Annotated in this window: 22 protein-coding genes and 2 tRNA genes; 7 read left to right on the forward strand and 17 right to left on the reverse strand. The window is 54.3% G+C overall.

All coding sequences use genetic code 11. The annotated features are described in order from the left end of the window. Positions 1-90: 90 nt before the first annotated feature. The 3 genes from HED22_RS03195 to HED22_RS03205 form a co-directional block, all read right to left on the reverse strand. Positions 91-618: an adenine phosphoribosyltransferase gene (locus HED22_RS03195; protein WP_062955328.1), complete on the reverse strand. Its 528-nt coding sequence runs from the start codon at positions 616-618 to the stop codon at positions 91-93. Positions 619-778: 160 nt separating this feature from the next. Then, complete coding sequence (locus HED22_RS03200) at positions 779-1,012, reverse strand: hypothetical protein (protein WP_167718784.1); 234 nt, start codon at positions 1,010-1,012, stop codon at positions 779-781. A 317-nt stretch (positions 1,013-1,329) separates the two neighbouring features. Next, on the reverse strand, positions 1,330-1,596 hold the full coding sequence (locus HED22_RS03205) for a hypothetical protein (protein WP_167718787.1): 267 nt from the start codon (positions 1,594-1,596) through the stop codon (positions 1,330-1,332). Positions 1,597-1,841: 245 nt separating this feature from the next. Between HED22_RS03205 and HED22_RS03210 the strand changes: the two genes are divergently transcribed. From HED22_RS03210 to HED22_RS03220, 3 genes are all read left to right on the forward strand, one after another. Next, complete coding sequence (locus tag HED22_RS03210) at positions 1,842-3,554, forward strand: methyl-accepting chemotaxis protein (RefSeq protein ID WP_167718790.1); 1,713 nt, start codon at positions 1,842-1,844, stop codon at positions 3,552-3,554. A 292-nt stretch (positions 3,555-3,846) separates the two neighbouring features. Next, complete coding sequence (locus HED22_RS03215) at positions 3,847-4,641, forward strand: motility protein A (RefSeq protein WP_167718793.1); 795 nt, start codon at positions 3,847-3,849, stop codon at positions 4,639-4,641. An 11-nt stretch (positions 4,642-4,652) separates the two neighbouring features. Next, the gene (locus HED22_RS03220) at positions 4,653-5,345 is read left to right on the forward strand and encodes a flagellar motor protein MotB (RefSeq protein WP_167718795.1); all 693 of its coding nucleotides are present in this window, start codon (positions 4,653-4,655) and stop codon (positions 5,343-5,345) included. Between the two features lie 80 nt (positions 5,346-5,425). Here HED22_RS03220 and HED22_RS03225 read toward each other — a convergent pair whose 3' ends face one another. The 3 genes from HED22_RS03225 to HED22_RS03235 all read right to left on the reverse strand — a co-directional run bounded on the left by HED22_RS03225 (position 5,426) and on the right by HED22_RS03235 (position 8,615). Then, positions 5,426-6,250, reverse strand: coding sequence for an MBL fold metallo-hydrolase (locus tag HED22_RS03225; RefSeq protein WP_167718797.1), 825 nt, complete (start codon positions 6,248-6,250; stop codon positions 5,426-5,428). Between the two features lie 105 nt (positions 6,251-6,355). Then, positions 6,356-7,081, reverse strand: coding sequence for an S-adenosyl-l-methionine hydroxide adenosyltransferase family protein (locus HED22_RS03230; RefSeq protein WP_167718800.1), 726 nt, complete (start codon positions 7,079-7,081; stop codon positions 6,356-6,358). A 121-nt stretch (positions 7,082-7,202) separates the two neighbouring features. Then, positions 7,203-8,615 carry an SPOR domain-containing protein gene (locus HED22_RS03235; RefSeq protein ID WP_167718802.1) on the reverse strand — a complete coding sequence of 471 codons (1,413 nt, stop codon included), beginning with the start codon at positions 8,613-8,615 and terminating at the stop codon, positions 7,203-7,205. 332 nt (positions 8,616-8,947) lie between these two features. Between HED22_RS03235 and HED22_RS03240 the strand changes: the two genes are divergently transcribed. The 3 genes from HED22_RS03240 (at position 8,948) to HED22_RS03250 (ending at position 13,225) form a co-directional block, all read left to right on the forward strand. Continuing rightward, positions 8,948-10,246 (forward strand): EAL domain-containing protein, encoded by a 1,299-nt coding sequence (locus tag HED22_RS03240; protein WP_167718804.1) that lies wholly within the window; start codon positions 8,948-8,950, stop codon positions 10,244-10,246. Positions 10,247-10,354: 108 nt separating this feature from the next. Further along, positions 10,355-11,722: a DNA polymerase IV gene (locus tag HED22_RS03245; protein ID WP_167718805.1), complete on the forward strand. Its 1,368-nt coding sequence runs from the start codon at positions 10,355-10,357 to the stop codon at positions 11,720-11,722. 126 nt (positions 11,723-11,848) lie between these two features. Further along, positions 11,849-13,225: a HAMP domain-containing sensor histidine kinase gene (locus HED22_RS03250; protein WP_167718808.1), complete on the forward strand. Its 1,377-nt coding sequence runs from the start codon at positions 11,849-11,851 to the stop codon at positions 13,223-13,225. A gap of 67 nt (positions 13,226-13,292) precedes the next feature. On the opposite strand, the gene HED22_RS03255 is transcribed toward HED22_RS03250, so the two are convergent. The 5 genes from HED22_RS03255 to HED22_RS03275 all read right to left on the reverse strand — a co-directional run bounded on the left by HED22_RS03255 (position 13,293) and on the right by HED22_RS03275 (position 17,478). Next, positions 13,293-13,368 (reverse strand) — tRNA-Glu (locus HED22_RS03255). A gap of 43 nt (positions 13,369-13,411) precedes the next feature. Further along, positions 13,412-13,487 (reverse strand) — tRNA-Glu (locus HED22_RS03260). 229 nt (positions 13,488-13,716) lie between these two features. Beyond that, a complete protein-coding gene (locus tag HED22_RS03265) occupies positions 13,717-14,979 on the reverse strand; it encodes an MFS transporter (RefSeq protein WP_167718811.1) in 1,263 nt (420 codons plus the stop codon). 99 nt (positions 14,980-15,078) lie between these two features. Then, positions 15,079-16,839: a single-stranded-DNA-specific exonuclease RecJ gene (recJ, locus tag HED22_RS03270; RefSeq protein WP_167718814.1), complete on the reverse strand. Its 1,761-nt coding sequence runs from the start codon at positions 16,837-16,839 to the stop codon at positions 15,079-15,081. A 105-nt stretch (positions 16,840-16,944) separates the two neighbouring features. Next, positions 16,945-17,478 (reverse strand): peroxiredoxin, encoded by a 534-nt coding sequence (locus HED22_RS03275; RefSeq protein ID WP_167718817.1) that lies wholly within the window; start codon positions 17,476-17,478, stop codon positions 16,945-16,947. Positions 17,479-17,677: 199 nt separating this feature from the next. Between HED22_RS03275 and HED22_RS03280 the strand changes: the two genes are divergently transcribed. After that, complete coding sequence (locus HED22_RS03280; RefSeq protein WP_254869705.1) at positions 17,678-17,995, forward strand: hypothetical protein; 318 nt, start codon at positions 17,678-17,680, stop codon at positions 17,993-17,995. Here HED22_RS03280 and HED22_RS03285 read toward each other — a convergent pair whose 3' ends face one another. From HED22_RS03285 to HED22_RS03310, 6 genes are all read right to left on the reverse strand, one after another. Next, positions 17,996-19,288 carry an Hsp70 family protein gene (locus tag HED22_RS03285; protein WP_167718820.1) on the reverse strand — a complete coding sequence of 431 codons (1,293 nt, stop codon included), beginning with the start codon at positions 19,286-19,288 and terminating at the stop codon, positions 17,996-17,998. It lies immediately after the preceding gene. Between the two features lie 79 nt (positions 19,289-19,367). Further along, positions 19,368-19,760: a hypothetical protein gene (locus tag HED22_RS03290; protein WP_167718823.1), complete on the reverse strand. Its 393-nt coding sequence runs from the start codon at positions 19,758-19,760 to the stop codon at positions 19,368-19,370. An 89-nt stretch (positions 19,761-19,849) separates the two neighbouring features. Beyond that, a complete protein-coding gene (gene glpX / locus HED22_RS03295) occupies positions 19,850-20,809 on the reverse strand; it encodes a class II fructose-bisphosphatase (RefSeq protein ID WP_167719058.1) in 960 nt (319 codons plus the stop codon). Positions 20,810-20,954: 145 nt separating this feature from the next. Further along, positions 20,955-22,259, reverse strand: a complete 1,305-nt coding sequence (locus tag HED22_RS03300) for a homoserine dehydrogenase (protein ID WP_167718826.1) — start codon at positions 22,257-22,259, stop codon at positions 20,955-20,957. Positions 22,260-22,380: 121 nt separating this feature from the next. Beyond that, complete coding sequence (locus HED22_RS03305) at positions 22,381-23,622, reverse strand: LL-diaminopimelate aminotransferase (protein WP_167718829.1); 1,242 nt, start codon at positions 23,620-23,622, stop codon at positions 22,381-22,383. Positions 23,623-23,953: 331 nt separating this feature from the next. Further along, entirely contained in the window at positions 23,954-25,225 is a 1,272-nt protein-coding gene (locus HED22_RS03310) for an OmpA family protein (protein WP_167718832.1), read from the reverse strand. Positions 25,226-25,481: the final 256 nt, after the last annotated feature.

The following is a 25,481-nucleotide window of genomic DNA, read 5'->3' on the forward strand; positions in this document are numbered from 1 at the left end:
AACCTAATTCAACGTCTGCATTATACATGAACATATAGGCATATGGCAGCAAATTCGCAATTCCTGCCGCCGCATCAGGCCCTTGACCGTTCAATCGCCTTCGAATTCGACAAGATGGAACTCTTCGACGCCACGATCGCGGATCTTCTGTGCACCGCCAAGATCGGGCAAATCTATGATAAAGGCACAACCTGCAACCTCTGCACCGATCTTTTCAACCAGATCAATTGCCGCAAGTGCAGTACCGCCCGTCGCAATCAGGTCATCCATGATCAAAACGCGGCTGCCTGGTTTGACGGCATCCTTGTGGATTTCGATCACATCGGACCCGTATTCCAGCTCGTATTCGACACCGACCGTCTCAGCCGGAAGCTTGCCCTGTTTGCGGATGGTGACAAACCCGACCCCAAGCGCAACAGCAACCGCAGGGCCGATAACAAAGCCACGGGCCTCGATACCGGCGATCATGTCGATCTTCTTGTCCTGGAATTCGGCTGCGAAACTGTCGATCACTTCACTCAGACCATAAGGGTCTTCGAAAAGCGTCGTGATATCCCGAAACATGATGCCCTTTTTCGGGTAATCGGGAATGGTACGGATCAGCGACTTGATCGACATGGGATACTCCGGCCAGATATCAGGAAATGCGAAAGCGCAGATCAAAAGCCATGAATATCATAGCCAGATCACATACGGCGACACTTGATGCCTGAAACCAAGCGGATTGGCAAGGCACATCCCTATTGGAACGTCCGCGCCATAATCTAATGCGCTGTGATCAAGCAGCGTGTGGTGTGGTAATGTGCTGGGGTGTATGGGTGGCTGGCGCATTCACCGCGACAAAATCATTGGCTAGCTTTTTACTGATTTCTGCGCGGGTACCACGTGGCAGGCCGGTCTGCGCTGCCTGACGGTTGCCCCATACCGCCCGATAGAGGCGATAGTCATGATCATTGATCTGACCAAATACCTTTTCGACTTCCATCAGAGTCTGGACGTAACTCTTTTTCATGTCAGCCATCCTGTTGCTCGTTGGGGTTTCAACGGGTTTCATCGTTGAAATGCTGCGCATCGTTTTGGCGATGCGTCGTTTACAGAAGCCATATAGTCCGAACTTCATGGCCTCTCAACTGCAGCACGGTGACAAGATCGGGAAGAATTTGTGACAGCCTGCCCTATTGTCCCCGAACCGCAACACCCGCACGTCACGGCACCAGAAGAATTCTGCCAAATTGGCGTCGAAGAAACATATAAAAAACGGCCCGCCTTCCGCTTGGAAGACAGGCCGTCATACATCTCGATCACTGCGCAACCAGCGCGTTTAACACGCTAGTTCAGTTTCTTGGCGGCTTCGGCCTGCCGGGCTTCTTCGTCGATCTGTTTTTGCAGTGCGTCGCCATACTCACCGTAAATCCGCCCTTCAAGGGATAGCTCCAGAAAACGGATATAGTCGTTTTGATCCGTGATCTTGGCGCGTGCCACTTCGATCACATCAAACGGGCTTGCGGCATCCAGATCATATTTCCGGATCAGACCCAGCATTTCTGCCGTGATCTGATCAAGTTTCTTTCGGGTGTCGCTATAGGAAAGCGTCATCAGACAATCCTGTAAATCGCTTGGGTTTTCTGGCCTGCTTATGCCTGTTTGATGCTTGGCTGGCAAGTCCCGGCAACATGAAAACAACCGCGCGCACCTTGCGAACTATACAAATTCAATTCGCGCGCCTTGAGGCATATCAAAGCACTTTTTGCGCGAACATGCATGGTTCAAACGCCCATGAATTGGATCGAAAAACCCTGTTTCATAGGGTTTCTTGAAGTCGTCGTCACCGGGGAATAACCATGCGTATCCTGTCCGCTTTCAACGCCATGAGCATTCGTAAACGCTTTATGTGGGCGTCCGCATTTGGCGTCTCGACCACCGTGATCATTGCCCTTTTGATGATGACCGTTGTCGAAGAGAAGGCCATGGATGAAAAGCTTCATCAGCTTAGCGAGAACGAACTGACATCGCTCCATGCGCTTATCGTCAATGTCATGGCTGCGCGCCCCGACGATGTTGATGACATCGGCATTCAGGTGTTCAACAACTGGTTTGACAGTCGCAATGGTGACTATCCTGGCGAACTTTGGTCGGCTTGGGGCCCTACGACCATGGCCTATATGGAAGAATTCGGTGACAAGCCGCCTAAAACCCCACGTGACGAGATTGACCTTGAGGCGATTGAAACCGGTGAGATGATCGGGCGTTATACCGATAATGGCACCTATCGCCTTTCAATGCCGATTGTTCTGGGTGAAACAAAGGGCGCAGACCGCGAAGTCTGTTTCAGTTGCCATGGTGCGATGGAAGCCGAAACAGGTGACGTGATTGCGGTCCTGTCCTCAAGCCTTTCGGTCGCCCCGGAACAGGAAAAGACCAATCGCATTCTGATCGGCATCGTTCTGGGTGGTCTGGCGATTGCGATTGCCACCATCATCGGCATGCGTATTTTGCTGTCACGGATCGTGACCGGTCCTCTGTCTGATCTTGGCAATGACATGAACGCCCTTGCAGAAGGCAACACCAATTTTGAAATCAACGCCCTGTCGCGCCGCGATGAAATCGGCGAAATGGCGAAATCGGTCGATGTGTTCCGCACCAATGCGATTGCCAAAAAACAGATGGAAGCCGAGCAGAGAGAAGAGTCTGCACGCCGCGAAGAGCGCATGCAAAGCCTGGAACGCCATATCGGCAGCTTCGAAGGGGTGATTGCCCAGATTGTTGGCGCGGTATCGACCTCGGCTGAACGCATGCAGACGACCGCACGCGGTCTTGTTGAATCCGCCGACCGGGCAAGCAAAAGCGCAACCACGGTTGCCGCAGCGTCCGAAGAAGCAACCGTCAACGTTCGCACCGTGGCAGATGCAGCCGATCACCTTTCGGAATCCATTTCCCAGATTGGCGAACAAGCCCAGCAATCCACGCAGATCGCCGCCGAAGCATCACGTGAAGCAGCCCAGTCATCTGACACTGTTCAGGGGCTCTCAGACGTCGCGAACCGTATTGGCGAAATCGTTGAACTGATCAGCGACATTGCCGGCCAGACCAATCTTCTCGCACTGAACGCAACGATCGAGGCCGCCCGTGCCGGTGAAGCAGGCAAAGGCTTTGCCGTTGTCGCGGCAGAGGTCAAAAACCTTGCCAACCAGACTGCCCGTGCAACAAACGAGATTGCCGACCAGATCACCGCCATTCAGGAAGAAACCGGTAAAACCGTGACTTCCATCGGCGATATCTCGGACGTCATCAGCCGCATTACTGAAATGGTCAATACCATCTCGACGGCCGTGGGCGAACAGTCCGATGCCACTGGCGAAATTGCCCAGAACGTCGAACAGGCCGCCATCGGCACACAGGAAGTCAGCAGCAATATCGAACGGGTCAGCAACACCGTCGCTGATACCGATCAGGCCGCGCACCTTGTGCTTGATGTCGCCGAGGAGCTCGGCACACTTTCAAATGATCTGCGTGCACAGGTCGATCAGTTCCTGCACGATATTCGCAGCAGTTAAGCGCAAACCAGCCCAATCATCACGATCCATCGACCGGCGGCAAGACAGTTGTTTTGCCGCCGGTCTTGTATTTGATGGACATCGACCAAAGATGAAACAGCGCCGAAAGCTGCGAGCAAATAGCAAAACCCTTGATGGCGATGCGACCAACCCACCTGAGATTGATAAAATTAACTTCAAAGAAACGTGTTACGTGCCTATTCTTACGTAAACAATAATACGCGTTATTCTAATATCTGGTGACTAGGCTGCAATAAGCGCTGTCGCGACGACCCGGGGGATTGTGGGGACAATGTCGTTTACGACGATTTTAGGCATTATGGTCGGCCTTGGCCTGTTTATCGGGTCGATCTTTATTTCGACCGATAACTATCTGGTATTCTTAAGCCTTTCGAGTGCGCTGATGGTGGTTGGCGGCACATTGGCTGCGACCTTTATTGCCTACGAAGCGCGTTATGTGCTCCTTGCACTCAAACTGATTTTCAAGATCTTTCGCGCACCGCAAATGGGCCGCGGGCAGTTGACCGGTGAAGTCGGGCGCGTCGTCAAATGGGGCTATCTTCTGCAGAAGAAGGGCATCAATGCCCTTGAACAGGAAGGCGAGCGGGTCGGCAAGGATGAACCGTTTCTCGGCTGGGCGATAGAAGTCATCATTACCGGCTATGACGGCGAAGAAACCGCCGAAATGCTTCATAATGCCATTGATAACGCCTTTAACCGCAACCTTGTGCCGGTTGCGATCCTCAAAAGTATGGCGGCTGCGGCCCCGGCCTTTGGCATGATCGGAACCCTGGTCGGTCTTGTCATCATGCTTGATAAAATGGCCGATGATCCGACCTCTCTGGGTGCTGGCCTTGCCATCGCATTGATCACCACCCTGTACGGGATTGTTGCTGCGCGCTTTTTCTTCCTGCCTGCTGCCAGCAAAATTCAGCAGCGCGAGGAAATCATGCGATTTCGTAATTACCTGATTGCTGAAGGGCTCATCATGCTGGCTGACCGTAAGGGCCCGCGCGCGATACAGGACAAGATGAATTCGTTCCTTGATCCGGCCATCCATTTCAATATCGATAAGTCGTCGAAGTAGGGAAAACCGTCATGGCCCGTCGCAAGAGGCGCTTGCAACGCACTGAAGAAGAACCGCTGAACGAAGACTGGCTGGCCACTTATGCTGACGCCATCACCCTTCTGATGGCGTTCTTTGTCATGTTGGTCAGTTTTTCCAAAGTCGAAATTCCGGTGTTTGAAAAGGTGCAGGCCGGTATTGCCGAACAGATCGGCAAGCGCGAAGTAGTGCGCCCGACACAGGTGCTTGAAACCGATCTGCGCGACGTCGTTTTCAACATGGCAATGGATAGTGCGGTAAGTGTTTCGACCGATGACGAAGGGATTTTGATGGAAATGGGCAGTGGTTCCTTCTTCCAGCCCGGGTCGGCAAACCTCACCAACGATGCTGTTCTGTTCCTCAAGGACGTCGGGGATCTGCTTAAGGAGCCCCGCTATCTTGGCTTTCAGGTCGAAGTCGCCGGCCACACCGATGACAGCCCGATCAATTCGCCGCGCTTCCCAACCAACTGGGACCTGGCCGCAGGGCGTGCGATTGCGGTTGTGCGGTTCTTTGGCGCGCTTGGCGTTGATCCCGACAGCAAACGCATGCGCGCCATTTCGTATGGCGAAACCAAGCCGAAACTGCCCAACCGCAATGATTTCGGAGAGCCGATCCCGGAAAACCGCGAAGCCAACCGCAGGATCGAAATCCGCGTCTTCCCGAAATACTCACGCGTGTTCTGACCGTGAAGCTTCATCACATATGATCTGACACGAAAAAAGGGGCCAACGGCCCCTTTTTTGTTCCGCAGGTAACGGTCACATCACTCGATATGCAGCACCATTTCATCACGCGCGGCAAACGCACCTGACCAGGTGGCGCGCGCTTTCTGCTCAATGGCGGTCATTGCAGTGTCATCATGATCCGGGTCATGATGGAAAAGTGCCAGTTGCTTGACATTCGCAGCCTGGCAAAGCCGGATGCCTTCTTGCCAGGTCGAATGCCCCCACCCGACCTTTTGCGGGAATTCCTCGTCGGTGTAGGTGCTGTCATAAATCACCAGATCGGCGTTTTCGATGAAATCAAGAATGATCTGGTCCGGGTTATCTGGATCATGCTCGGTATCGCTGACATAACAAACCGCGTTTCCGCCAAATTCAACGCGAAATGCTGTCGCGCCATTGGGATGACGCAGCGGAGCTGTTTTGATCACAATACCGTCTGCCGGATGCAGTTCATCACCAACATTGAAATCCTCGAATGTCAGCTTTGACTGCATTGCCGACAAGGGCACAGGAAACGTTGGGTCGGCCATCTGGGCAGAAAACACGCGCTCCACACCGCCCTGATGAGTCAGATGACCCGCCATCACCCGGAAGGATGCATTGGGGTTATAGGCCGGAACAAAGAACGGAAACCCGTTGATGTGATCCCAGTGCGTATGGGTCAAAAAGATGTTGGCATGGGTCACCTGGCGCCGGATCAGATCCTTGCCAAGATTGCGGATACCGGTTCCGGCATCAAAAATCAGGACTTCGTCGCCGACGCGCATTTCAATGCAGCTGGTATTGCCGCCATAAACCACATGATCCGGTGACGGGCAGGCAATACTGCCCCGAACGCCCCAGAATTTTACTTCAATCGCCATTCACCAAATCCCGTCCAAGGATTGACTGTCCATCACCGTCACCAGCTGACAAACGTTCGAACGATAACATCATAGAACACCAAACATTGATTGCACTTAGCACACTCAGTTCACGCCAACAGTGCTCCCAATCACAGCCCCGGTCATTTCATCGCCACGTCCGCAATTCACTGCAACCTCACACAAACCGATCGAATTGCGGTAATGGAAGCCGGTTCCTTGCGGTACATCCGAAAACGTTCGTGCACCTGAAAAAACGTGCTCATTGATTGTGATTCTCTCATCAACGGCACGCGAAGAAAGCCCTGTCATAAGATTGCCGTACGGATCTACATAGATCACTTCAGCCAATTCATCCGGCCAGTCTTGCGCCGCGCCAAATCGATCATCGGTCGCAATGTCATGCGATGCAAACGCCTGATCGTTTGCCACCCTTGCCGCCACCGGGCCAAACACATCCCGACCATGAAAACTTGCTGACGCATCCTGCGGCATCCAGTCAATGACCTTGATGGTTACCTGTTTTGCCCGACGGATCACCATTTCAAACAGACCATTGTCGGGCCCAACGAACGACACGCCATCTGCCTCGACAACAAGCCCCTTGCGCGCGCTGCCAACCCCCGGATCGACAACCGCCAGAACCACGTCGCCTTTCTGGAACTCGCAGCTCAATGCCGCAAGCAGATAACTGGCCGCCTTCGGGTTTCGATCCGGCGCATCACACATCAGATCGCAGATCGGCACGTTCGGAGCGTGCCGCATCACCACCGAACGCATCGTCCCGCTATAGGGGCCGTTAACACCAAAATCACTAAACACAAAGATCATGGCAGCTACCGGAAAGTCGGTTGAAAAACTGTCTTATGAAGACAACAACGCCGGTGGCAACGTTTTGATCCCACCGGCGTTATCGTTACGCTTTAAATATATGGTCACAAAGCGTGAAGTTCTACTTCACCTCGCAGAACTGACCACGCCGTTTCAGGTCGGCACACAACGAACTAGCGGCACTGTTACTAAGTCCAGTGGCCATCAGACGATAATAAGTGCCCTTGCCCGGAATATTGGCGCGCGTCACACCGTGCTGAAGCGACGCCAGTTGACCATAGCGCCCCTTGAGAATCTGCCAGCCACGCTCTGCCTGCGCTTCGTTGCGATAAGAAGCCAAATGCACCGACTTTGATCCGGTTGCAGCCATTGGCGCGGCATCTGCCATTTCCTCGGCCGCCTGAACCGGGCGACTTTCGCCTGTTGCCACGCGGCGGACCGGTTCCCCGGAATTGAGGGTCATGGCCGTGCCCTGCGCCGGTTCAACGATTGCGGCTTCAATCGCATCACGCTCGCGCTTGAATTCATCGGGTGTCACCAGCTTCATCTGTTGCAGGTCTTCGATGCGTGCGATCTGGCGCGCGGCATCCATAAGGCCCTGCGGCGCTGGCGGCGGGGTTGCGCGCTGACGCGGTTGCGCCGGAAGCAAGGCATCCAGAATGGATGTGCGTTCCGCAACATGTTCCTGTACCGTGATCGCCCCAATCTGAAGAGCCCGGTTCAACTGATTAAGCCGCTGCTCAACCTGTGCACCCTCTGGCGGGGGATTGTTCAGGAACGCTGATGGTGACGGCTGGCTCATGGGCAGCAGCGCGCCAAGGTTGGCGGAGCGACGGGCAGAATACTCTTCGGGTGTTACAAGCCCGGTCGCCTGAAGGTTACGCAGGATGGCAAACCGTTTGGCCACGGCCTCATCACCGGCTGAAAGTGCAGCACCGGCCGGGACATCCATCGGCTTTACCGGCCCGCTGGTCATCGCAGACGGCATACCACCAGAAGTCATCGGGGCATTACCCATGCGCCCGCTGGCAACCGCAGCAGCACCATTGCCAAGGCCCGAGGGCCCACTGATGATCTGATCATTGATGCTGAGCGATCCCGGAAGACCACGCTCAAGGCGCGAAAGATTGAATTCGGCCGCATCGCGCAACGGTCGGGGTTGGGTGCCGGTTGCCGAAGACATCAGAACCGTGCCGGGCGGGTTCATCGCAATCAGGGTCTCATAGCCATCATGGGCCCGATCCGGACGATTGGTGTTTTGATAAAGGACGGAGCGCCACAGCATTGCATGACCATCCTGGGGGTTCTTGCGAAGCGCCTCGTCAAAATACTTTTCGGCAGATGCGTAGTCACCACTGGCCAATTGCTGCAGGCCAAGGGCGGTGTAATTTTCATCGGCAAAAGACGTTGCCTCGTCCCAGAAATCCTGATCCAGCAGCGGCGCACAGGCCGACACCCACGAAACCATACCGATCACAGCAAGACCCTTGCCGATTTTCAGCCAGTTCCCGGTCCGCATTGCGGATACCTGCATGGCGCCAATCCCCTATTTCATAAAACCCGTTTTGGAAATCATGCTGTCGTGCCAGTTCATATACCAGCAACACCCTGCATGGACTTCCCCCATACAGGCTTGATTTTGCACCCTGCTTGCCAACAATTCGTTAAAGCAAATTCATAACAGTTTTTGACGCGACACTTGTCCTGCCATACGTATAGTTTCTATAAATAGAATAGTTGGAAATTCAGGACTCAACCCATTAACCAGACCTTCAGAACATTATGATTTGATCCGACTTCGGTCTTCGGTGTATCCAACCGGCAAACAAACAGTCAAAAAAACGTTCTCTCTTTCAGGGGTTTCGCGTGATTGAACCGCAGCAATATGGCCAACAGGCCCTTCAGGAATACCTGTTGCTGGATTATGTGCAACGGCTGGAGACCCGCAAGTACGGGCACCGGGCTGTGCATATCCACCTGTCACGCATGAAGCCGTTCCACCGCCGCGATTATCATATCCGCGTTGCAACCAATACCTTTGAAAGCTATGTGAAACTCTATGTCGGTCGTATCTTTGTTCTGACCAACAGTGATCTGATCTTTGTCTGGAAGGACAAATCGATTGCCGATGTCGAACCGGCTGTTGATACCCTGCGCTATCTGTTCCGTGACGATCCGCTGTCGCAGGATGACAGCGAGGAAACCGGTTTTTGCACCTGGTACAACCTAAATACCGAGTTCCAGGAATTCCTTCTGCTGTGTCAGCACCTCGATGAACGCGCCAAAAAGCTTCAGAAAAGCCTGAACATGCGAAGCGCCATCCAGCGGGAAAAAGACAACAACACGCTTGGGCCGATCACGGCAGAAAACCTGGGCGAACTTGAAGAAACCATTCACACAGCCGACTTGTCCGAACATATTCGACAGCAACCGGTCTGCGTCTTTGCCCATGGCAGCTCAAAAGAACTGCACCCGGTTTTTGACGAGTTCTTTGTCTCGATCACCGATCTGCGCAATGCGTTGATGCCCAACATCGATCTGGCGTCAAACCGCTGGCTGTTTCAGCATATGACTGAAACACTCGACAAGCGCATGCTCAATTATCTGTGCAAGCGGACCTTTAAGACGCATGCCAGTTCGTTTTCTCTCAACCTCAACCTTGGCACCCTGACCTCCAAGGATTTTGACAAGTTTGATGAAACCGTGCGCCGCAACTGGCAAGGCAACGTGATCATCGAGCTTAATCAGGTTGATCTGTTTTCGAACCTTGAAACCTATCTCAGTATTCGTGACGATTTCCATGAACGCGGCTATCGTATTCTGGTCGATAATCTGACGGTGGAAGCCCTGTCCTTCGTGGATCGCAAACGCCTGAAAGCTGACTTTATCAAGGTGGCCTGGCGTGAAGAGATGACCGACAACGTCATCCGCAAGAAATATTCCGAAATGGACAATCTTGTGAAAAACTCAGGCCGCGAACGCGTAATCCTGTGCCGCTGCGATTCACCAACCGCTATTAAATTCGGCCAGTCGCTTGGCATCACCCTGTTCCAGGGGCGCTATATCGACAACATGATTGCCCGCCAACGTCGCGCCAAACGCGACGCAAAAAAGCCGGTCAAGCCCGCACCGAAGAAACCAACTCCTGACAAACCGACCAGATAGACTGTTTGAGGCAACCACCCTGACAAGTTTGTAAGGAGGCGGAATATACAGAACGTCCGCTTCATTTACCCCCTTGGCAAAATCGGAACAAAAGCAGTACACATAAGCATGTTGTTCGCGCTGTGTCCGGATTGCCATCATAAATGGCGACTGCATCTTGACCGACCGCTCCCCAAAAGCGGTGCAGGGTCCTATTTGCCCTGCCCGGTCTGCGGCTGCAAGCGCGCCATCGCCCACGCAGAACTTCCCGACCTTGCAATCGGCCATCTTGATTGCGATGCCTTTTATGCCTCGATCGAAAAACGTGATCGACCGGAACTGATTGATCAGCCGGTCATCATTGGTGGCGGTCATCGCGGTGTTGTCGCGACATGCTGTTATATCGCGCGCAAATTTGGTGTGCGGTCTGCCATGCCGGCCTTCAAGGCGCGGGAACTTTGCCCGGATGCGGTGTTTTTGAAATCCGACATGAAAAAGTATCAGCGCGAGGGCTATCGCATTCGCGACATGATGCGCGCCCTTACACCCGATATTGAACCGCTGTCGATTGACGAGGCCTTTATGGACCTTTCAAACGCCACCGAAACACATGACAAATCCGCGGCAGAATGCTTGGTCGACCTTCAGACGACGATCAAACGCGAAGTTGGCATTACGGTGTCAGTCGGGCTTTCCTATAACAAGTTTCTCGCCAAAATCTCGTCGGACCTCAATAAACCGTTTGGCTTTTCCATGATTGGACATGCCGAGGCACTTGCTTTCCTCGCGGACAAGCCGGTGCGCATGATGTGGGGCGTTGGCCCCGCGATGGAACGCAAGCTCCATGACGATGGCGTCACTACCATCGGACAGTTGCAGGAAATGGATATTCATGCCCTGCAGGGCCGATATGGCAGCATTGGCAAGCGGTTCTTTTACTTCTCGCGCGGTGAAGACAACCGACGGGTTGAGCAAAGCACAGAACGCAAAAGCCTGTCTTCGGAAACGACATTCAACGAAGACATCGCCAGCCTGTCCGAACTGTCCGAGATCGCCACCCGCCTGATATCGCGGGTTGCCAGTGATCTGGGACGCAAGGAAATCGCCGGGCATACGGTGGTCCTGAAACTGAAGTCATCAGATTTCAAAATCCGTACACGCAATATGCGCCTGACCTACCCGACATTGCGCGAAGACGTCATTCTTGATGCCGCACTGACGTTGCTGAAAAAGGAAGTCGACGGTACGCGCTATCGATTACTTGGCGTCGGGGTGGCTGATCTTTATGCCGCTGACATGGCAGACCCGGTTGATCTGTTTGCAGGAGATGGCGCCACCAGTGTCGAAGATACGGCAAGCACGCCTACAGTGACGGAGAAAAATCCGCGCTCGGTTATTGATTTACCCCGCCCAACTGCCGAGCAGCTTCGCGAGAGCCTGACACGACGTTATCGGCAACACAAAGGCAAACCAAAACAAAAACGCTTTCCGTTCTGACCAGTCACCGACACGTGAATGCGATACACCGTTGCATTACTATTCGAATGGGGTAAATATTAAACCTAAAGTATAGTAATGACGGTTTACACCACCGCGCAGAAAGACCCTCGAACGGGAGCCGTGATGTTTGGCTTAGAACTCGATATCCGCACTCTGGCATTTATCGCGACCTTGTCGGCGATTATTCAGGCGCTGACCTTTTCCTCTCTCTGGATGGTATCGCGACGTGACAATGCGACCATGCTTTGGGCGATGGGCGGTATCGCAAATGCGCTTGGTTTCATCCTTTTGGGTTTTCGGGGCGTTATCCCCGATGCGGCGTCCATCGTTGCAGGAAATGCTCTGATTGCCGCTGCTCATGTGTTTTATCTGCTGGGACTTGAAGTCTATGCCCGCCGAGAACCAAGCTATCGCGCGACCGGGGTCGCACTTGCCGCTTACATCCTGCTGTTTGTCTACTATAGCCAGTTTGTTCCGAATTTCTCTGCGCGTGTGATCCTGATATCCGCCACGCTCTGCGCCCTGTCACTGACCAGTGTCTATGTTCTGCTTCAGACAAGGACACGCAGGCTCGCTGCACCCGAAATATTGATGGCGATCACCTTTGGCGGACATGGCGTCTTTCATCTGGTCCGCGGGGCGGTAACATTTCTTGAAGGCCAAGAAGTAACCAGCCTGATGTCAGCATCAAGCATTCACATGCTGGCTTTCCTGGACATGATCGCGTTTTTGCTGCTAACCGCTGTCGGCTTCACCGCGATGATCATTATATCACTCAATCTGTCATTGCTTGCCGAGGCTCGCTCCAAGAACAGGCTATTCACCGTTCTTGCCCATGACCTCAGAACACCCTTCCAGGGGCTTGCAGGCCTGTCGCTGATGGCGCAGCAAGATCTGGTGGCGGGCAATCCGGCTCAAGCACTTGGCAATATTCGCAAGTTGCATTCCTCGACCTCGGAAACCTTGCGCTTTCTGGATGACCTCCTGATCTGGGGACGAACCCTGTTTGACGAAGGGAAACCGGACCGCAGCAAAATCGAGCTTGATGAACTGGTGGGAAATACCGTTAAAGTCAGCCGCCCGCTTCTTGAGACGAAATCGGTGAAGGTAAACAAAGAGGTCAGCGAGCCAACCGCCTTTGGCATTGCACCGCATGCGGAGATGATCCTGCGTAACCTTCTGGTCAATGCCATCAAGTTTTCACCCCTGCATGGATCAATTACAATTTCGACACAAAAAACAGCTGACAAAGTCCGCCTGCAGGTCATCGACCGTGGCGTCGGTATATCTGACGAGATGATGGCTGCCTTTGCCACCGGCAAGAAGAGCTATGGCTCCCAAGACGGCACCAGCGGTGAAATAGGATCCGGCGTTGGATTGTCACTATGCCGAGATCTCTGCCGTGAAGATGGCGAGGATATCTGGCTGGAACACAATCCCGAAGGCGGCCTGATCGCAACCTTCACCCTGTCGGTTATTCCAGACGAAAAAACGTCCTGAAACAAAAACGCCCGCCGAACCATTGGGCGAGCATTCAAATGCAAAACATTGATATCTTTGGAAAAATTGGCGTCCCCTAGGGGATTCGAACCCCTGTTGCCGCCGTGAAAGGGCGGTGTCCTAGGCCTCTAGACGAAGGGGACACAGGCACATAATAAATGTGCAAATGCCGTGACTTTCGGTTGGTGGCGTCCCCTAGGGGATTCGAACCCCTGTTGCCGCCGTGAAAGGGCGGTGTCCTAGGCCTCTAGACGAAGGGGACGCAGCGCGTTAACGAGGCCGGTTTTTAGCGATTGGGTGGGGTCAGGTCAAGCGGCTTTTTCGCCCCCGTGACGTTTTTTTTAATCCCCCACCCTAAATAATGCCATTCCCGACCAAATACTGAAAAACCGTGGCGGACTGTTTAACCAGACGGTTTATCGGCCCTGCTTCCTGCCACCGACGAGGACATGTGCCAAAACCAATCCGCAAACAAGGTGACGCGCATGTCTTTATTGGTGCGCACGACGGGTTCCAAACCAGAAACATGTGCCCGCCAGCGCCAAGCCACAGCCCAAAAAGATAAACATCGCCTTGTACCCGGCCGCCGGATCGGCGTCATAGTGGCCGACAATCAGCCCGGCAATTCCTTGCAGGACAAAAAGCCCGCCAAAGGTCGCCAGATTGATCGTGGTCAGCGCCCGGCCGATCTGATGTTCGGCCACGGCCTTGCGCGATGCCGCGTAGTTAAGCGTCGCACTGCTGCCAAGGAACCCGTGCAACAGCATCAGCACCATGGCCACACCTGTGCCGAGCGGCCCGACAAAGGCCTGTAGAAGGCACGCAGCCGCACCGACCAGAACCGCAAACACGATCAGACCACGGGTGTTGTCCGGCATCATGCGTGACAACTGCCCATAGGTTGGCGGACCGATGATCATGCCAATCGTCATCACCAGCAGGATATTGCCGACCTCGACCGCGCCCAGATCAAACACATCATGCAAATAAGGCCCGCCCCAAAGCCCACGCACCGTCAGGATCGTCGGATAACTGAAAAACGCCACCCCCGAAAGCAACCAGACCTGCCGGTTCGACCAGACAGACACCATGCCGCGCAGGACATCGGTTACACTTTCGCCACGCTGGGCATGGGCGGCGTGGCCCGGTGGATTGTCACGCACCAGAATGAAGTCAAGCACCACCGCAATCATGGCAATGCCTGCCAGGCCGTAATAAACCGACCGCCAACCATAGGCCTCGACCAGCGTCGCAAGCGGTGTTGCCGATGCCAGAACCCCCATCAGGCTGAACGAGACGATCAGGCCGGATGCGGCGGCAAATTTTTCGGGCGCGGTCCAGCGCGCGGCCAGCACCAGTGCCGACATGAATGCCGCCGAACACCCAACACCAATCACCGCTTGGCCCGCCATCAGGCCCAGCACGCTTTGCGCATTGGCAAAGATAAAGACGCCGGCCACGGTAACCATGGTCAGAAACCCGTTGGTCAGCCGCGGACCATAGCGGTCCAGCAAAACACCGACCGGGATTTGCATCAGGGCAAAGGCAAAATGAAAACTGCCCGAAATCAGGCCGAGCTGTTCGGGCGTAACCGCCAGCTGTTCACGCAACGGCTCGGCAAGCAAGGCTTGGGCAGAGCGGAAAAACTGACTAAGCGAAAAGGCCAGCATGATCGGCATCAGAACAATCAGGAACGATCCGAGGCCATGCTTGGGCGTCGCAACGGGGGGTGTGGGGCGCGAATTTTGTGTCATGGTGCCTTCAGGATTAGTCTGATCAATCCATAACGGCAAGCATTTGCAGCTTCATAAGCGCCAATGACACTGCATGGCAGCCCTGCTTGGCGCCCGGACCTACACCGGCAAGGCGACGTCATCAATGATCAGCTGCACACCATCACGCCCCTGCCAGCTATCGCGGCGCAAATGGCCCAGAACATGCAACGGTCGCCCGCCATGCTTGATCAGGGTCTGGCCCATATCGTTATCAAGGCATCTAAAGGCAATCGCCTTAAGCCGCCCCTGCCCGTTGGCCCCGGTCAGGATGCAGCGCACATGATCCTGCCCGACCACATCGGCCTTCACCGCACGGCAATCAATAAAGGCAAATCGCGGCTCGGCATTGCCTGCGCCGAATGGCCCAAGTTTCTCAAGCGAGTCAATCAGGTCCAGCGTCGCGCCCTTGGCATGAAGCGCGCCATCGACTGTAATTGTCGGGCGAATGTCGTTTTCAGCAATGATTTTGGCAAAGCGCTCTTCAAGGAAGGCCTCGAACGCATCGCGTTTTTCCGGATCAAGGGTAAAGCCCGCCGCCATATGGTGTCCGCCCCCATTGATCAGAAGCCCCGCCTGACGGGCGGCAATGATTGCATCGCCAAGGTCAATGCCACGCACGGATCGCGCCGATCCCTTATAAACCCCGTCAACCATCCCCATCACCAGCGATGGCACGTGATAGCGATCCTTAAGGCGGCTTGCGACAATACCGATCACACCGGGATGCCAGTCTTCGCCGCCAACCAGCACCATGGAGCCAACCTTTGATTTGCCCTCGACCGCGCTGATCGCCTGATCAAGGACAATATCCTCAATCGCCTTGCGCTCGCGGTTATAATCATCAAGCTTGCGTGCGATATCCTGCGCCTCAAGCGGGTTCTCACCCGAAAGCAGGGTCGTACCAAGGAAACTCTCGCCAACGCGCCCACCGGCATTCACACGCGGTCCAAGGACGTATCCCAGATGGTACGCGCTTGGCACTTCATTGACGCCGGCAATATCGGCAAGCGATGTCATGCCGATATTGGTTCGGTGCTTCATCACCTTAAGACCCTGTGTCACAAAGGCCCGGTTCAGTCCGCGCAGCGGCACCACGTCGCACACGGTGCCAAGCGCAACCAGATCAAGCCAGTTGCGCAAATCCGGTGCACGTACCCCGGCTTTTTCAAGCCAGCCACGATTGCGCAACTCGCGCAGCAACGCCACACAAACCAGAAACGCAACGCCCGCCGCACACAAATGCCCAAGCCCGCTTTCATCATCCAGCCGGTTGGGGTTGACCACCGCCACCGCAGGCGGCAATTCCGGCTCTGCTGCGTGGTGATCGACGACAATCACTTCAATCCCGGCATCATGGGCTTCCTGCAGCGGCGCGTAGGCCGTCACCCCGCAATCGACCGTCAGGATCAGTTGCGCACCTTTGCGCTGCAGTTCCAAAAGCGCTGGTGCATTCGGGCCATAGCCCTCTTTCATGCGATCGGGAATATGGACAGGCACCTCAATACCAAGGGCGCGGAAGAACCGTTTTAAAAGCGCGGTGCTGGTTGCACCATCAACGTCATAGTCACCAAAAACAGCCATCCCCTCGCCCGCCTCGATGGCATCGGCAATGCGCGCGGCGGCCTTGTCCATATCCTGCAAGCTGGAAGGATCGGGCATCAGATCGCGCAAGGTCGGGGACAGGAAACTTTCGGCATCATCAAGGTCAATACCGCGTGCGGCCATCACCCGGCCGACAATCTCCGGCACACCAAAACGCTGGGCAATCGTGGTTGCCAGCCGTTCGTCATTTGCGCGTTCACGCCACCATTTACCGGTGACGGATCGCTCAATACCCATAAAAGTCGTTTCTTGCGCGTGATCTGTCATGCCCAATGAAATAGCGCAATCTCGGGCGGTCTTAAACCGGATAATTCGGTCGTGCCGGAAGTTTCGCCAAAACGCTTAACGCGGATTGTCCGCACACCATTTCAAAACGTTCTCGGCATCACTCGCCGGATCACTGACCGGATAGAACACCTTGGTGATCTTGCCATCATCAATGACCATGGTCAGACGCTTGAACAGGCGCATGCCCCCGGCTTCGAAATCCGGCATCGCCATGGCTTCCTTGAAACGATGGTCTGCATCTGACAGCAACTGAAATGGAAGATGAAGGCGTTCTGCTGCTTCTGCCTGATAGTCGGTTGTCTGACTTGAAAGCCCGAAAAGATTGGAAACCCCGACTGAACGCAGTTCCGCGGCATGATCACGAAACGAACAGGATTGCGGTGTACAGCCCTTGGCACCGGGAATTTCATCCCACCCTTCCGGGGATGGCACACCGGGTTCAGCCGTCCGGGGATAGGCGTAAACAACTGTCCGCCCGGCCAGAACTGATAAATCAACCGTGCCGTCATTGGTCGCTGATAACGGCAATGCCGGTAAAATTTGTCCTGTCAGCCGCGCAATCACATGTGCTTCGCTTTCTGAACTCATCATGATCCTCCCAGGATATGGATAACGGGCTTTTGTCACGAACAAAGTTCGCCCCTTTGGCTATAAAGATAAGTCTGAATTCAGCGCTTCAAAACAAGCATCGATTTCGTATTGTGAAAAACAGTCTGGTGCGCACAGGCATTTGACTGCGCGAAAAAGTGGTGCACACTAAGGCGATAATAAAAAGCGGATACGAGCAATGCCCCACAAAAAAGGTCTCCGGATCGGATTAACCATCCTTTCCGTTCTTGCTGCCGTGATGTCGATGCCGATGGTGATGTTTTCACCAATGATGTTTGACGCACCGGGATCAGATGAAAATCCCCTCACCCAATTCCTGTTTTTCAGCGTGCTGGCATTTCCAGTGCTGTGCCTTATGGGCGGCATTCTGCCCTGGATTTTCAAACGCCACCCGAAATCAATCTGGCTTTATGGGCTCAGCGGCCTTGCCGTCGGGCTTCTTGTTGTCGCAATCGTGTTGCTTTCGGTTAAGTGCGGCGGTGACTTCGCCTGTTGATCAGACGATGCCTTCGTCCGCCGCAATCAGCGCAAGACCATGTGCGACCGACAGGAACGGTTGGCCAATTTCGATGCGGTCCTTGCCAAAGCGGTCTTCGAACAGCTTGCGCACAACCGGGACATAGGATGTGCCACCGGTCATGAAGACGCGTGACACATCACGCGCATCGACACCGGCCTGATCAAGGCAATTCTTTGCGGCCAACTCAATCTCGGCCATGTCCGGGGCAATGGATGCCTCAAAATCGGCACGGGTCAGCTTTTCTTCGATCTCCACGCCGCCATGCGCGAATTGAAGCAGCGTGCTGTCCTTTTCAGAAAGCTCTGCCTTGGCCTTGGACACCGTCTGATAAAGGTGGAAGCCCATTTCATCTTCAATGATCGTGACCAGATCTTCGATATCATCCGGCTTGGTCGCGGAACGGATCAGGCTTTTGATTTCGTTGATGGTTTTGGGCTGGTTCATCATGGCAAGTTCATGCCAGCGCGAGAATGCGGTGTAATATTGCCGCGGCACCGGCAAGGTCGCACCCATTGATTTGTATTCCGAGCCAAAACCAAGGCGCGGCCAGACAGCCTTCTGGATGATGCGATAGTCAAACCGGTCACCTGCAACACCAAGACCGGTATGTGAGAGCGGCTGTACACCGCGAATGCCCAATCCCGGCGTAAAGCGGATCAGTGAAAAGTCACTGGTACCGCCGCCAAAGTCGGCGACCAGAACGGTTTCGGGTTTATCAAGCTCGCGGCCGTAATAATAGGAAGCTGCCAACGGCTCGAACACCATGGCTTCGACGTCGAAGCCTGCCTGTTCATAGGCCGCACGCAGGCGCATCTCGGCAAAGTCATTGTCGGGGTTGTTGCCGGCAAAGGCGACCGGCCGCCCGGAAATCACCCGCTGCCCAAGCCAGCCAAGGCTGTGCTGCGCGAAATGATGAATTTGCGTCAGAAACGTACCGACCAAATCTTCGATGGAATAAGTCGTTCCAAAGATTTCGGTGCCTTCAAAATCCTTGGCTGCCAGATACGATTTCATCGACTGGATCAGTCGGCAGTCATGGCTTTCCTTAAGGTATTCTTCAATCGCAAACGGGCCGGAACAGCTTTTGGTATGGATCGGCGCACCCGGTGCCGTCAGGTCCTGATCTTCCCAGAAATACAGGATGGTCCGATAGGTATCGAAACTGCGGGCACCCACCTCAAACTTGGCCGATTGCACGTTGCCTGCACTGTCCGCCACCGCAAGGACAGAGTTCGTCGTTCCGAAATCAAGGGCGATAATTTCCGACATCAGGCAGGCTCCAACATGTAATCAATGAAATTGGGCCGCAGGGTTTAGCTCAAGCTAGGTAGACATACAAGCAGCAAACTCATACCGCCTTCGAAAATCCCAAAAACTTGCGCATTGCCAACATCACACCAAGCCCAAACAGATACAGCAGAACCCAATAAGCAAATACATTAAAGTAATAGAGCGACAGCGAAGACGACATCATTACCTTGGTCACGAACATACCGAGGCCCCACATCGACGCTAAGTCCGCGACAACAAACAAAAACGGGCTAATATCAAACAGCCAAAACGTCAGAAAAGAGATGCAAATAAAGGCAATAGAAACCACAGAAACAACTAAAATTGTACCCTCAAGTGCATGTGCACCAGCTAGCCCCCAAGTAAAATGTGCTAATATTATTAAGCTGGGCAGGAACCTGATCGCATGTAATGCTGACACCCCTAAGTACCTTGCAATCTCTGCAATCATTTCCACCCCCAAAAAGGAAAAGCCCCCGACTGAGCGGGGACTTTAAACCTAGCATACAATTACACAAACAAAACCTTTGGTTGTGTAATTTACTTATACCAGATCTTCCGGCTGAAATCGTGCACGGCGCGGACGTAACGCACAGTACCCGACTGGGAGCGCATCACGATGCTTTCGGTTTCAGCCCCATTGGCAAAGCGCCGAACACCACGCAGCATCGCGCCATCGGTCACACCGGTTGCAGCAAACATGACATTGCCCTTGGCAAGTTCGGTCAGCTTGTACTTACGGGTCAGGTCTTCGATGCCCCATTTTTTCGCGCGTGCGATTTCGTCATCGTTGCGGAAAACAAGACGCCCCTGGAACTGCCCACCGATGCAACGAAGGGCCGCAGCGGCCAGAACACCTTCCGGTGCACCGCCGGTGCCCATATAAAGATCAATGCCAGATGTCTTCTGAGAAGTCGCAATCACACCGGCAACGTCGCCATCGCCGATCAGCATGATGCGTGCACCGGCTTCGCGGGTCTTGGCGATGATGTCCTGATGGCGCGGACGATCAAGAATACAAACAACCAGATCAGCCACATCACAGCCCTTGGCCTTGGCAAGGCTTTTAAGGTTTTCAGCCGGGCTGGCATCAAGATCAACAACATCATCAGGAAGACCGCCACCAACGGCAATCTTGTCCATATAGGTGTCCGGTGCGTTCAGGAAGCCACCCTTTTCGGCCATGGCAACCACCGCCAAAGAATTCGGGCCACCGGTCGCGCAAATGGTCGTACCTTCAAGCGGATCAAGCGCGATGTCAATTTCCGGACCTTCGCCAGAACCAACTTCTTCGCCAATAAACAGCATCGGGGCTTCGTCGCGTTCGCCTTCGCCGATCACGACCGTGCCTTTGATGTCCATGCTGTTAAGCGCATTGCGCATCGCGTCCACAGCTGCCTGATCGGCTGCCTTTTCGTCACCGCGGCCCATCAGGCCAGAGCACGCAAGTGCCGCTGCCTCGGTTACGCGAACCGTTTCAAGCGCAAGATTTCGATCCATATCTTCTTCCTCGTATTGCTGACGCGGGGTCTGGGGGCCCCATCTCATTGTTGTCTTTTTATTTTACGTTCGGTTTTATGTCCGAACTATATAACAGCGCCCCGCATCATGACAGATACGGGGCGAGTATGTGTTGTTCATTTTGTTAAGAAGCGAAGCTTTCGATCCGCATCAGAACCGGCGGCTGTGAATTGCTTTCAAATGCCGCAATATCGTTTACCGCACCTGACATCGCCGCTTCGCTGGTTTCATGGGCCACAATCACCACCGGCACAACGCCGCCTTCGGTTTCGGCACGACCATGCTGAATCATCGAGGCCATCGAAACGCCGTGCTTTGCAAGCGTTGCGGTGACTTCGGCCATGACGCCCGGGCGATCCCAAACCATCAGGCGCAAGTAATATGCACCGGTGTGTTTTTCCAAGGACGCACGAACGTTCTTCTTAAGGCGGTCTGCCGGAAGTCCAAAGACAGGGGCAACACGACCTGCTGCAATATCAACGATATCAGCAACGACAGCAGATGCCGTTGGACGTTCACCTGCCCCGCGGCCCTGCAGAACCACCGGACCGACATAATCACCTTCAAGGGCAACCGCGTTAAACACACCTTCGACCTTGGAAATCTGGGTCGCACGGTCCACCATTACCGGGGAAACGCGCTGCTCGATACCTTCGGCGGTCTGTTTGGCAATGCCAAGCAGCTTGATGCGATAGCCAAGTTCTTCGGCCAGCTGGATATCAAGTGCGGATACGCTGCGAATGCCTTCAACCGCAACCGCGTCAAAGTCGACCTCGACCCCGAATGCAAGGCTGGCCAGGATCGCAAGCTTGTGCGCGGCATCGATGCCATCAACATCAAAGGTCGGATCGGCTTCGGCATAGCCAAGCTTCTGGGCTTCTGCCAGAACGTCAGCAAAGTCACGGCCCTGTTCACGCATGGTGGTCAGGATGAAGTTGCACGTCCCGTTCAGAATGCCGGTCACACGCGAGATTTCGTTACCTGCCAAACCTTCGCGCAATGCCTTGATCACAGGGATACCGCCGGCAACCGCTGCCTCATATGCAATGGTGACATTGTTGTCATCGGCAATCCGGGCCAGTTCCGCACCCTTAAGAGCAATCAGCGCCTTGTTGGCAGTGACGACATGCTTGCCGTTTTCAAGGGCGGCCTTGCAGGTGTCATAGGCGATGCCGTCCGATCCACCGATCAACTCGACAAGGATATCGATATCCTTGTCAGCAGCAAGATCACGGGCATCTTCATACCAGGTCAGGCCTTCGGTCGAAAAACCACGGTCCCGAGTTCGATCACGCGCCGATATCGCTGTGACGACAATCTGGCGACCCGAACGGTCCGTCAGAAGGTCGCGATGTTCACTCAGCAGTTTAACGGTTCCGGCACCGACCGTACCCAGGCCTGCCACACCGATTTTGACGACGTCTTTCACGATAACTCCTTAGCACGTGGTTACATCTTAAGGTTCGCAAGCGCTCAAAGCACCTGCCGCCTCCTGATAACAGAACGCCCGGGACATGTCCCGGGCGAAACACAGAATGCTTTATGAGATATCAGACAGATTTCTTCAACAGTTCACGTGCAGATTCTGCATCCGGGCACTTGGCAAAGAACTGTTTGATGTTGCGATTGGCCTGACGAATACGGTGTTTGTTTTCCACCAGCGCAATACGCACATGACGATCGCCATACTCGCCAAAGCCAAGACCCGGTGCCACGGCAACACCCGCTTCCTGCAAAAGCAGCTTGGAAAAATCAAGCGATCCAAGCTCTGCAAACGCATCGGGGATCGGTGCCCAGGCAAACATGGTGGCCGCGGGGCTTGGAATTTCCCAACCGGCAGCTTGCGCCCCTTCGATAAAGATATCGCGGCGTTCACGGTACAGGTTCCTGAATTCTTCAACGCAATCCTGCGGGCCATTCAGGGCCGCGGTGGCCGCGACTTGCACGGGCGTAAAGGCACCATAATCAAGGTATGACTTGATGCGGGTCAGCGCATTGATCAGCTTCTTGTTGCCTGTTGCAAACCCGATACGCCAACCCGCCATCGAATAGGTTTTCGAAAGCGAGTAAAACTCCACGGCAATATCCTTCGCCCCCTCGCACTGCAGGATCGAGGGCGGCGGATTGCCATCAAAATAGATCTCGGAATAGGCAATATCGGACAGCACATAGATTTCATGCTTGCGGCAGAAATCGACAACTTCCTGATAAAACGCCAGATCAACCACAAGCGCTGTCGGGTTGGCCGGGAAATTCAGCACCACGGCACTGGGTTTCGGGACCGAATGTTTTACTGCGCGATGGAGTTGCTCCATAAAGCTTTCGGTATTGAATGTGCCCTGATCATCATGACCAATCGGAATATGGCGAAGGGCGGCACCCGCAATGATGAAGCCAAATGCATGGATCGGATAGGACGGGTTGGGCACCAAAAAGATATCGCCCGGGCTTGTGATCGCAGCGGCAAGGTTTGCCAGACCTTCCTTGGAGCCAAGCGTAACCACAGTTTCAGTTTCGGGATCAATATCCACACCGAACCGGCGGTCATAGTAGGCCGCCAGGGCCTTGCGCAGGCCGGGAATACCGCGCGACATTGAATAGCCGTGTGTACGCGGGTTCTGTACGGTTTCGACCAGCTTGTCGACGATATGCTGCGGTGTGGCCGGGTCCGGATTGCCCATGCCGAAGTCGATAATGTCCTCCCCCGCTCGACGTGCCGCCGCCTTCATCGCATTTACTTCTGCGAATACATAAGGCGGAAGACGTTTTATGCGGTGGAAGTCCTGAGACATTATCCTGTTTCCTCGTCAAATTGTCGAAATTCGAATTTTATGCGAAAAGCATATCCTCGATTTTCCAAAAATTGCGTTTGAACCCGATATTTGGGACATGAATAGCGTACAATTCGAAGGATGTACCGTTTCTTGAAATCGGACACAACGAATTAATGCACGGAAAATACGCATAAATGCAATTTAAGGCAGGGTCAGGACGAAGTGGGGACATGGTGGCGGCACAATTGGGACCATTTCTGTAAGTGCCATGCCCAAGAACGAAAAAACGCGAAAGGATTTCTCCCTTCGCGTTTTGCTGTTTTGATCCGAACTGTTATGATCAGAGAGATCAGTAATCCAGATAAATCTCGACACGACGGTTGCCGGCTTCGCCCGCAGGAACGCCTTCGTAGTAGCGCGGATCAGTCGATCCATCTGCACCGACAAAGATTGCATTCGGGTTGACACCAAGTGCCAGCAGGCGCGACACCACAGCCGACGCGCGGCCTTCCGATACGCGACGGTTGACCGCCATATGCTGTTCAAGCGACATGTTGCCGGTCCGCATCGAGGCATGGCCAATCACACGGATAAAGCCGCTGGTCTGCTGCCAGGTTGCAGCAACCTGTTCAAGCACGTTGTAATCGGCACCGCCGAGTTTGGTTGAACCGTGACCGAACTGGATCTGTGCGATCTGGATTTCGTTTACGGCTGGTCCGGCCTGATCAATCGAACGGACACCAAGGCGCGATGCCAATGCGTCATTGGTCACACTCATATCAACCGAAACGGAGTCGCCATACATCGGCTCTGAACCGCCAAACTGGCTTTCATCGACAATGACGGCACCATTGTCGGAATACATCGAATAATCAAATTCCTGCGTCGGGGCAGAGGCCGGTTCATTGGCAAACACGCCCTGACCTTCGGCCAGACGGCGCTGATACTGATCCATCACCGGATCATTGCCCGATGCACCTGCCATCCCCGAACCACTTACAGTCGGTGCCGCAGGCGGTGCTTCCGGTGTCGGGACCGGGCCACTTACCGCAGATTTGGCATTCCATTCATCAGCAATTGCCGAGCCGCTTGGCGCAGAGGTCACAGCACTCGTGGTCGCAGCCGCCGCAGGGGCTGCACCGGCATCGGCCATAGAACTGCTTGTAACCGGGGTGGTCGGTGCCGGATTGATAACCGGCTCGGAGACCGGCACTTCCGGCGCACCTTGCAGGGCATTGACAGGCGGGCTGCTCTGACGGCGGCCACCCTGTTCATATTGGGCATTCTGGCGGTCTGCAGCCAGACCCGCTACCAGCGCATCACGTTCGGCATCACCGGTGACGACCGGTTTGGTCGGCGTATCTGAAAGGCTTGGGTAATCGCCGTCTTCCCCCGGGATGGCCTCGTCGGATTTGACAGCTGTTTCTTCGTCTTCGCCATCAAACATTTCACCGACGGATTTACCCCATTCAACGGGGTTGATGGCATCGGGAACAGATGAACAGGCGCCAAGTGTCAGCACCACAGCCAGCGCAGAGCCCATCTGCAGCATTGTCCGCAGCTTCCCCTTTGCAGTCTCCTGCCAAGCCCCCTGCCCGGTGGTCGATTTCAGAACGCCCATTTCTTTTCGCTGCTCCAAATTCAGTTGGGCGACGTCTGCATAAAAATATTCCGCAAAAACGTCACCTTATAATTCTTGTACTACCCCTAAACGACGCGCTAGGCTAAGGCCATGATAAGCTTGGGATCAAGCAAAGTTTCAACCCGGAACGTCAATCAGTTACCCGGAACATAGAACGTCAAAAGTCTTGCGATATTACAAAGACGCAAAAATGTTCTGAAGTTACGGTGTATCTGCGACGGTATCATAAGGGAAT

The organism is Thalassospira sp. HF15 (assembly GCF_011806525.1).
Lineage (GTDB): Bacteria > Pseudomonadota > Alphaproteobacteria > Rhodospirillales > Thalassospiraceae > Thalassospira.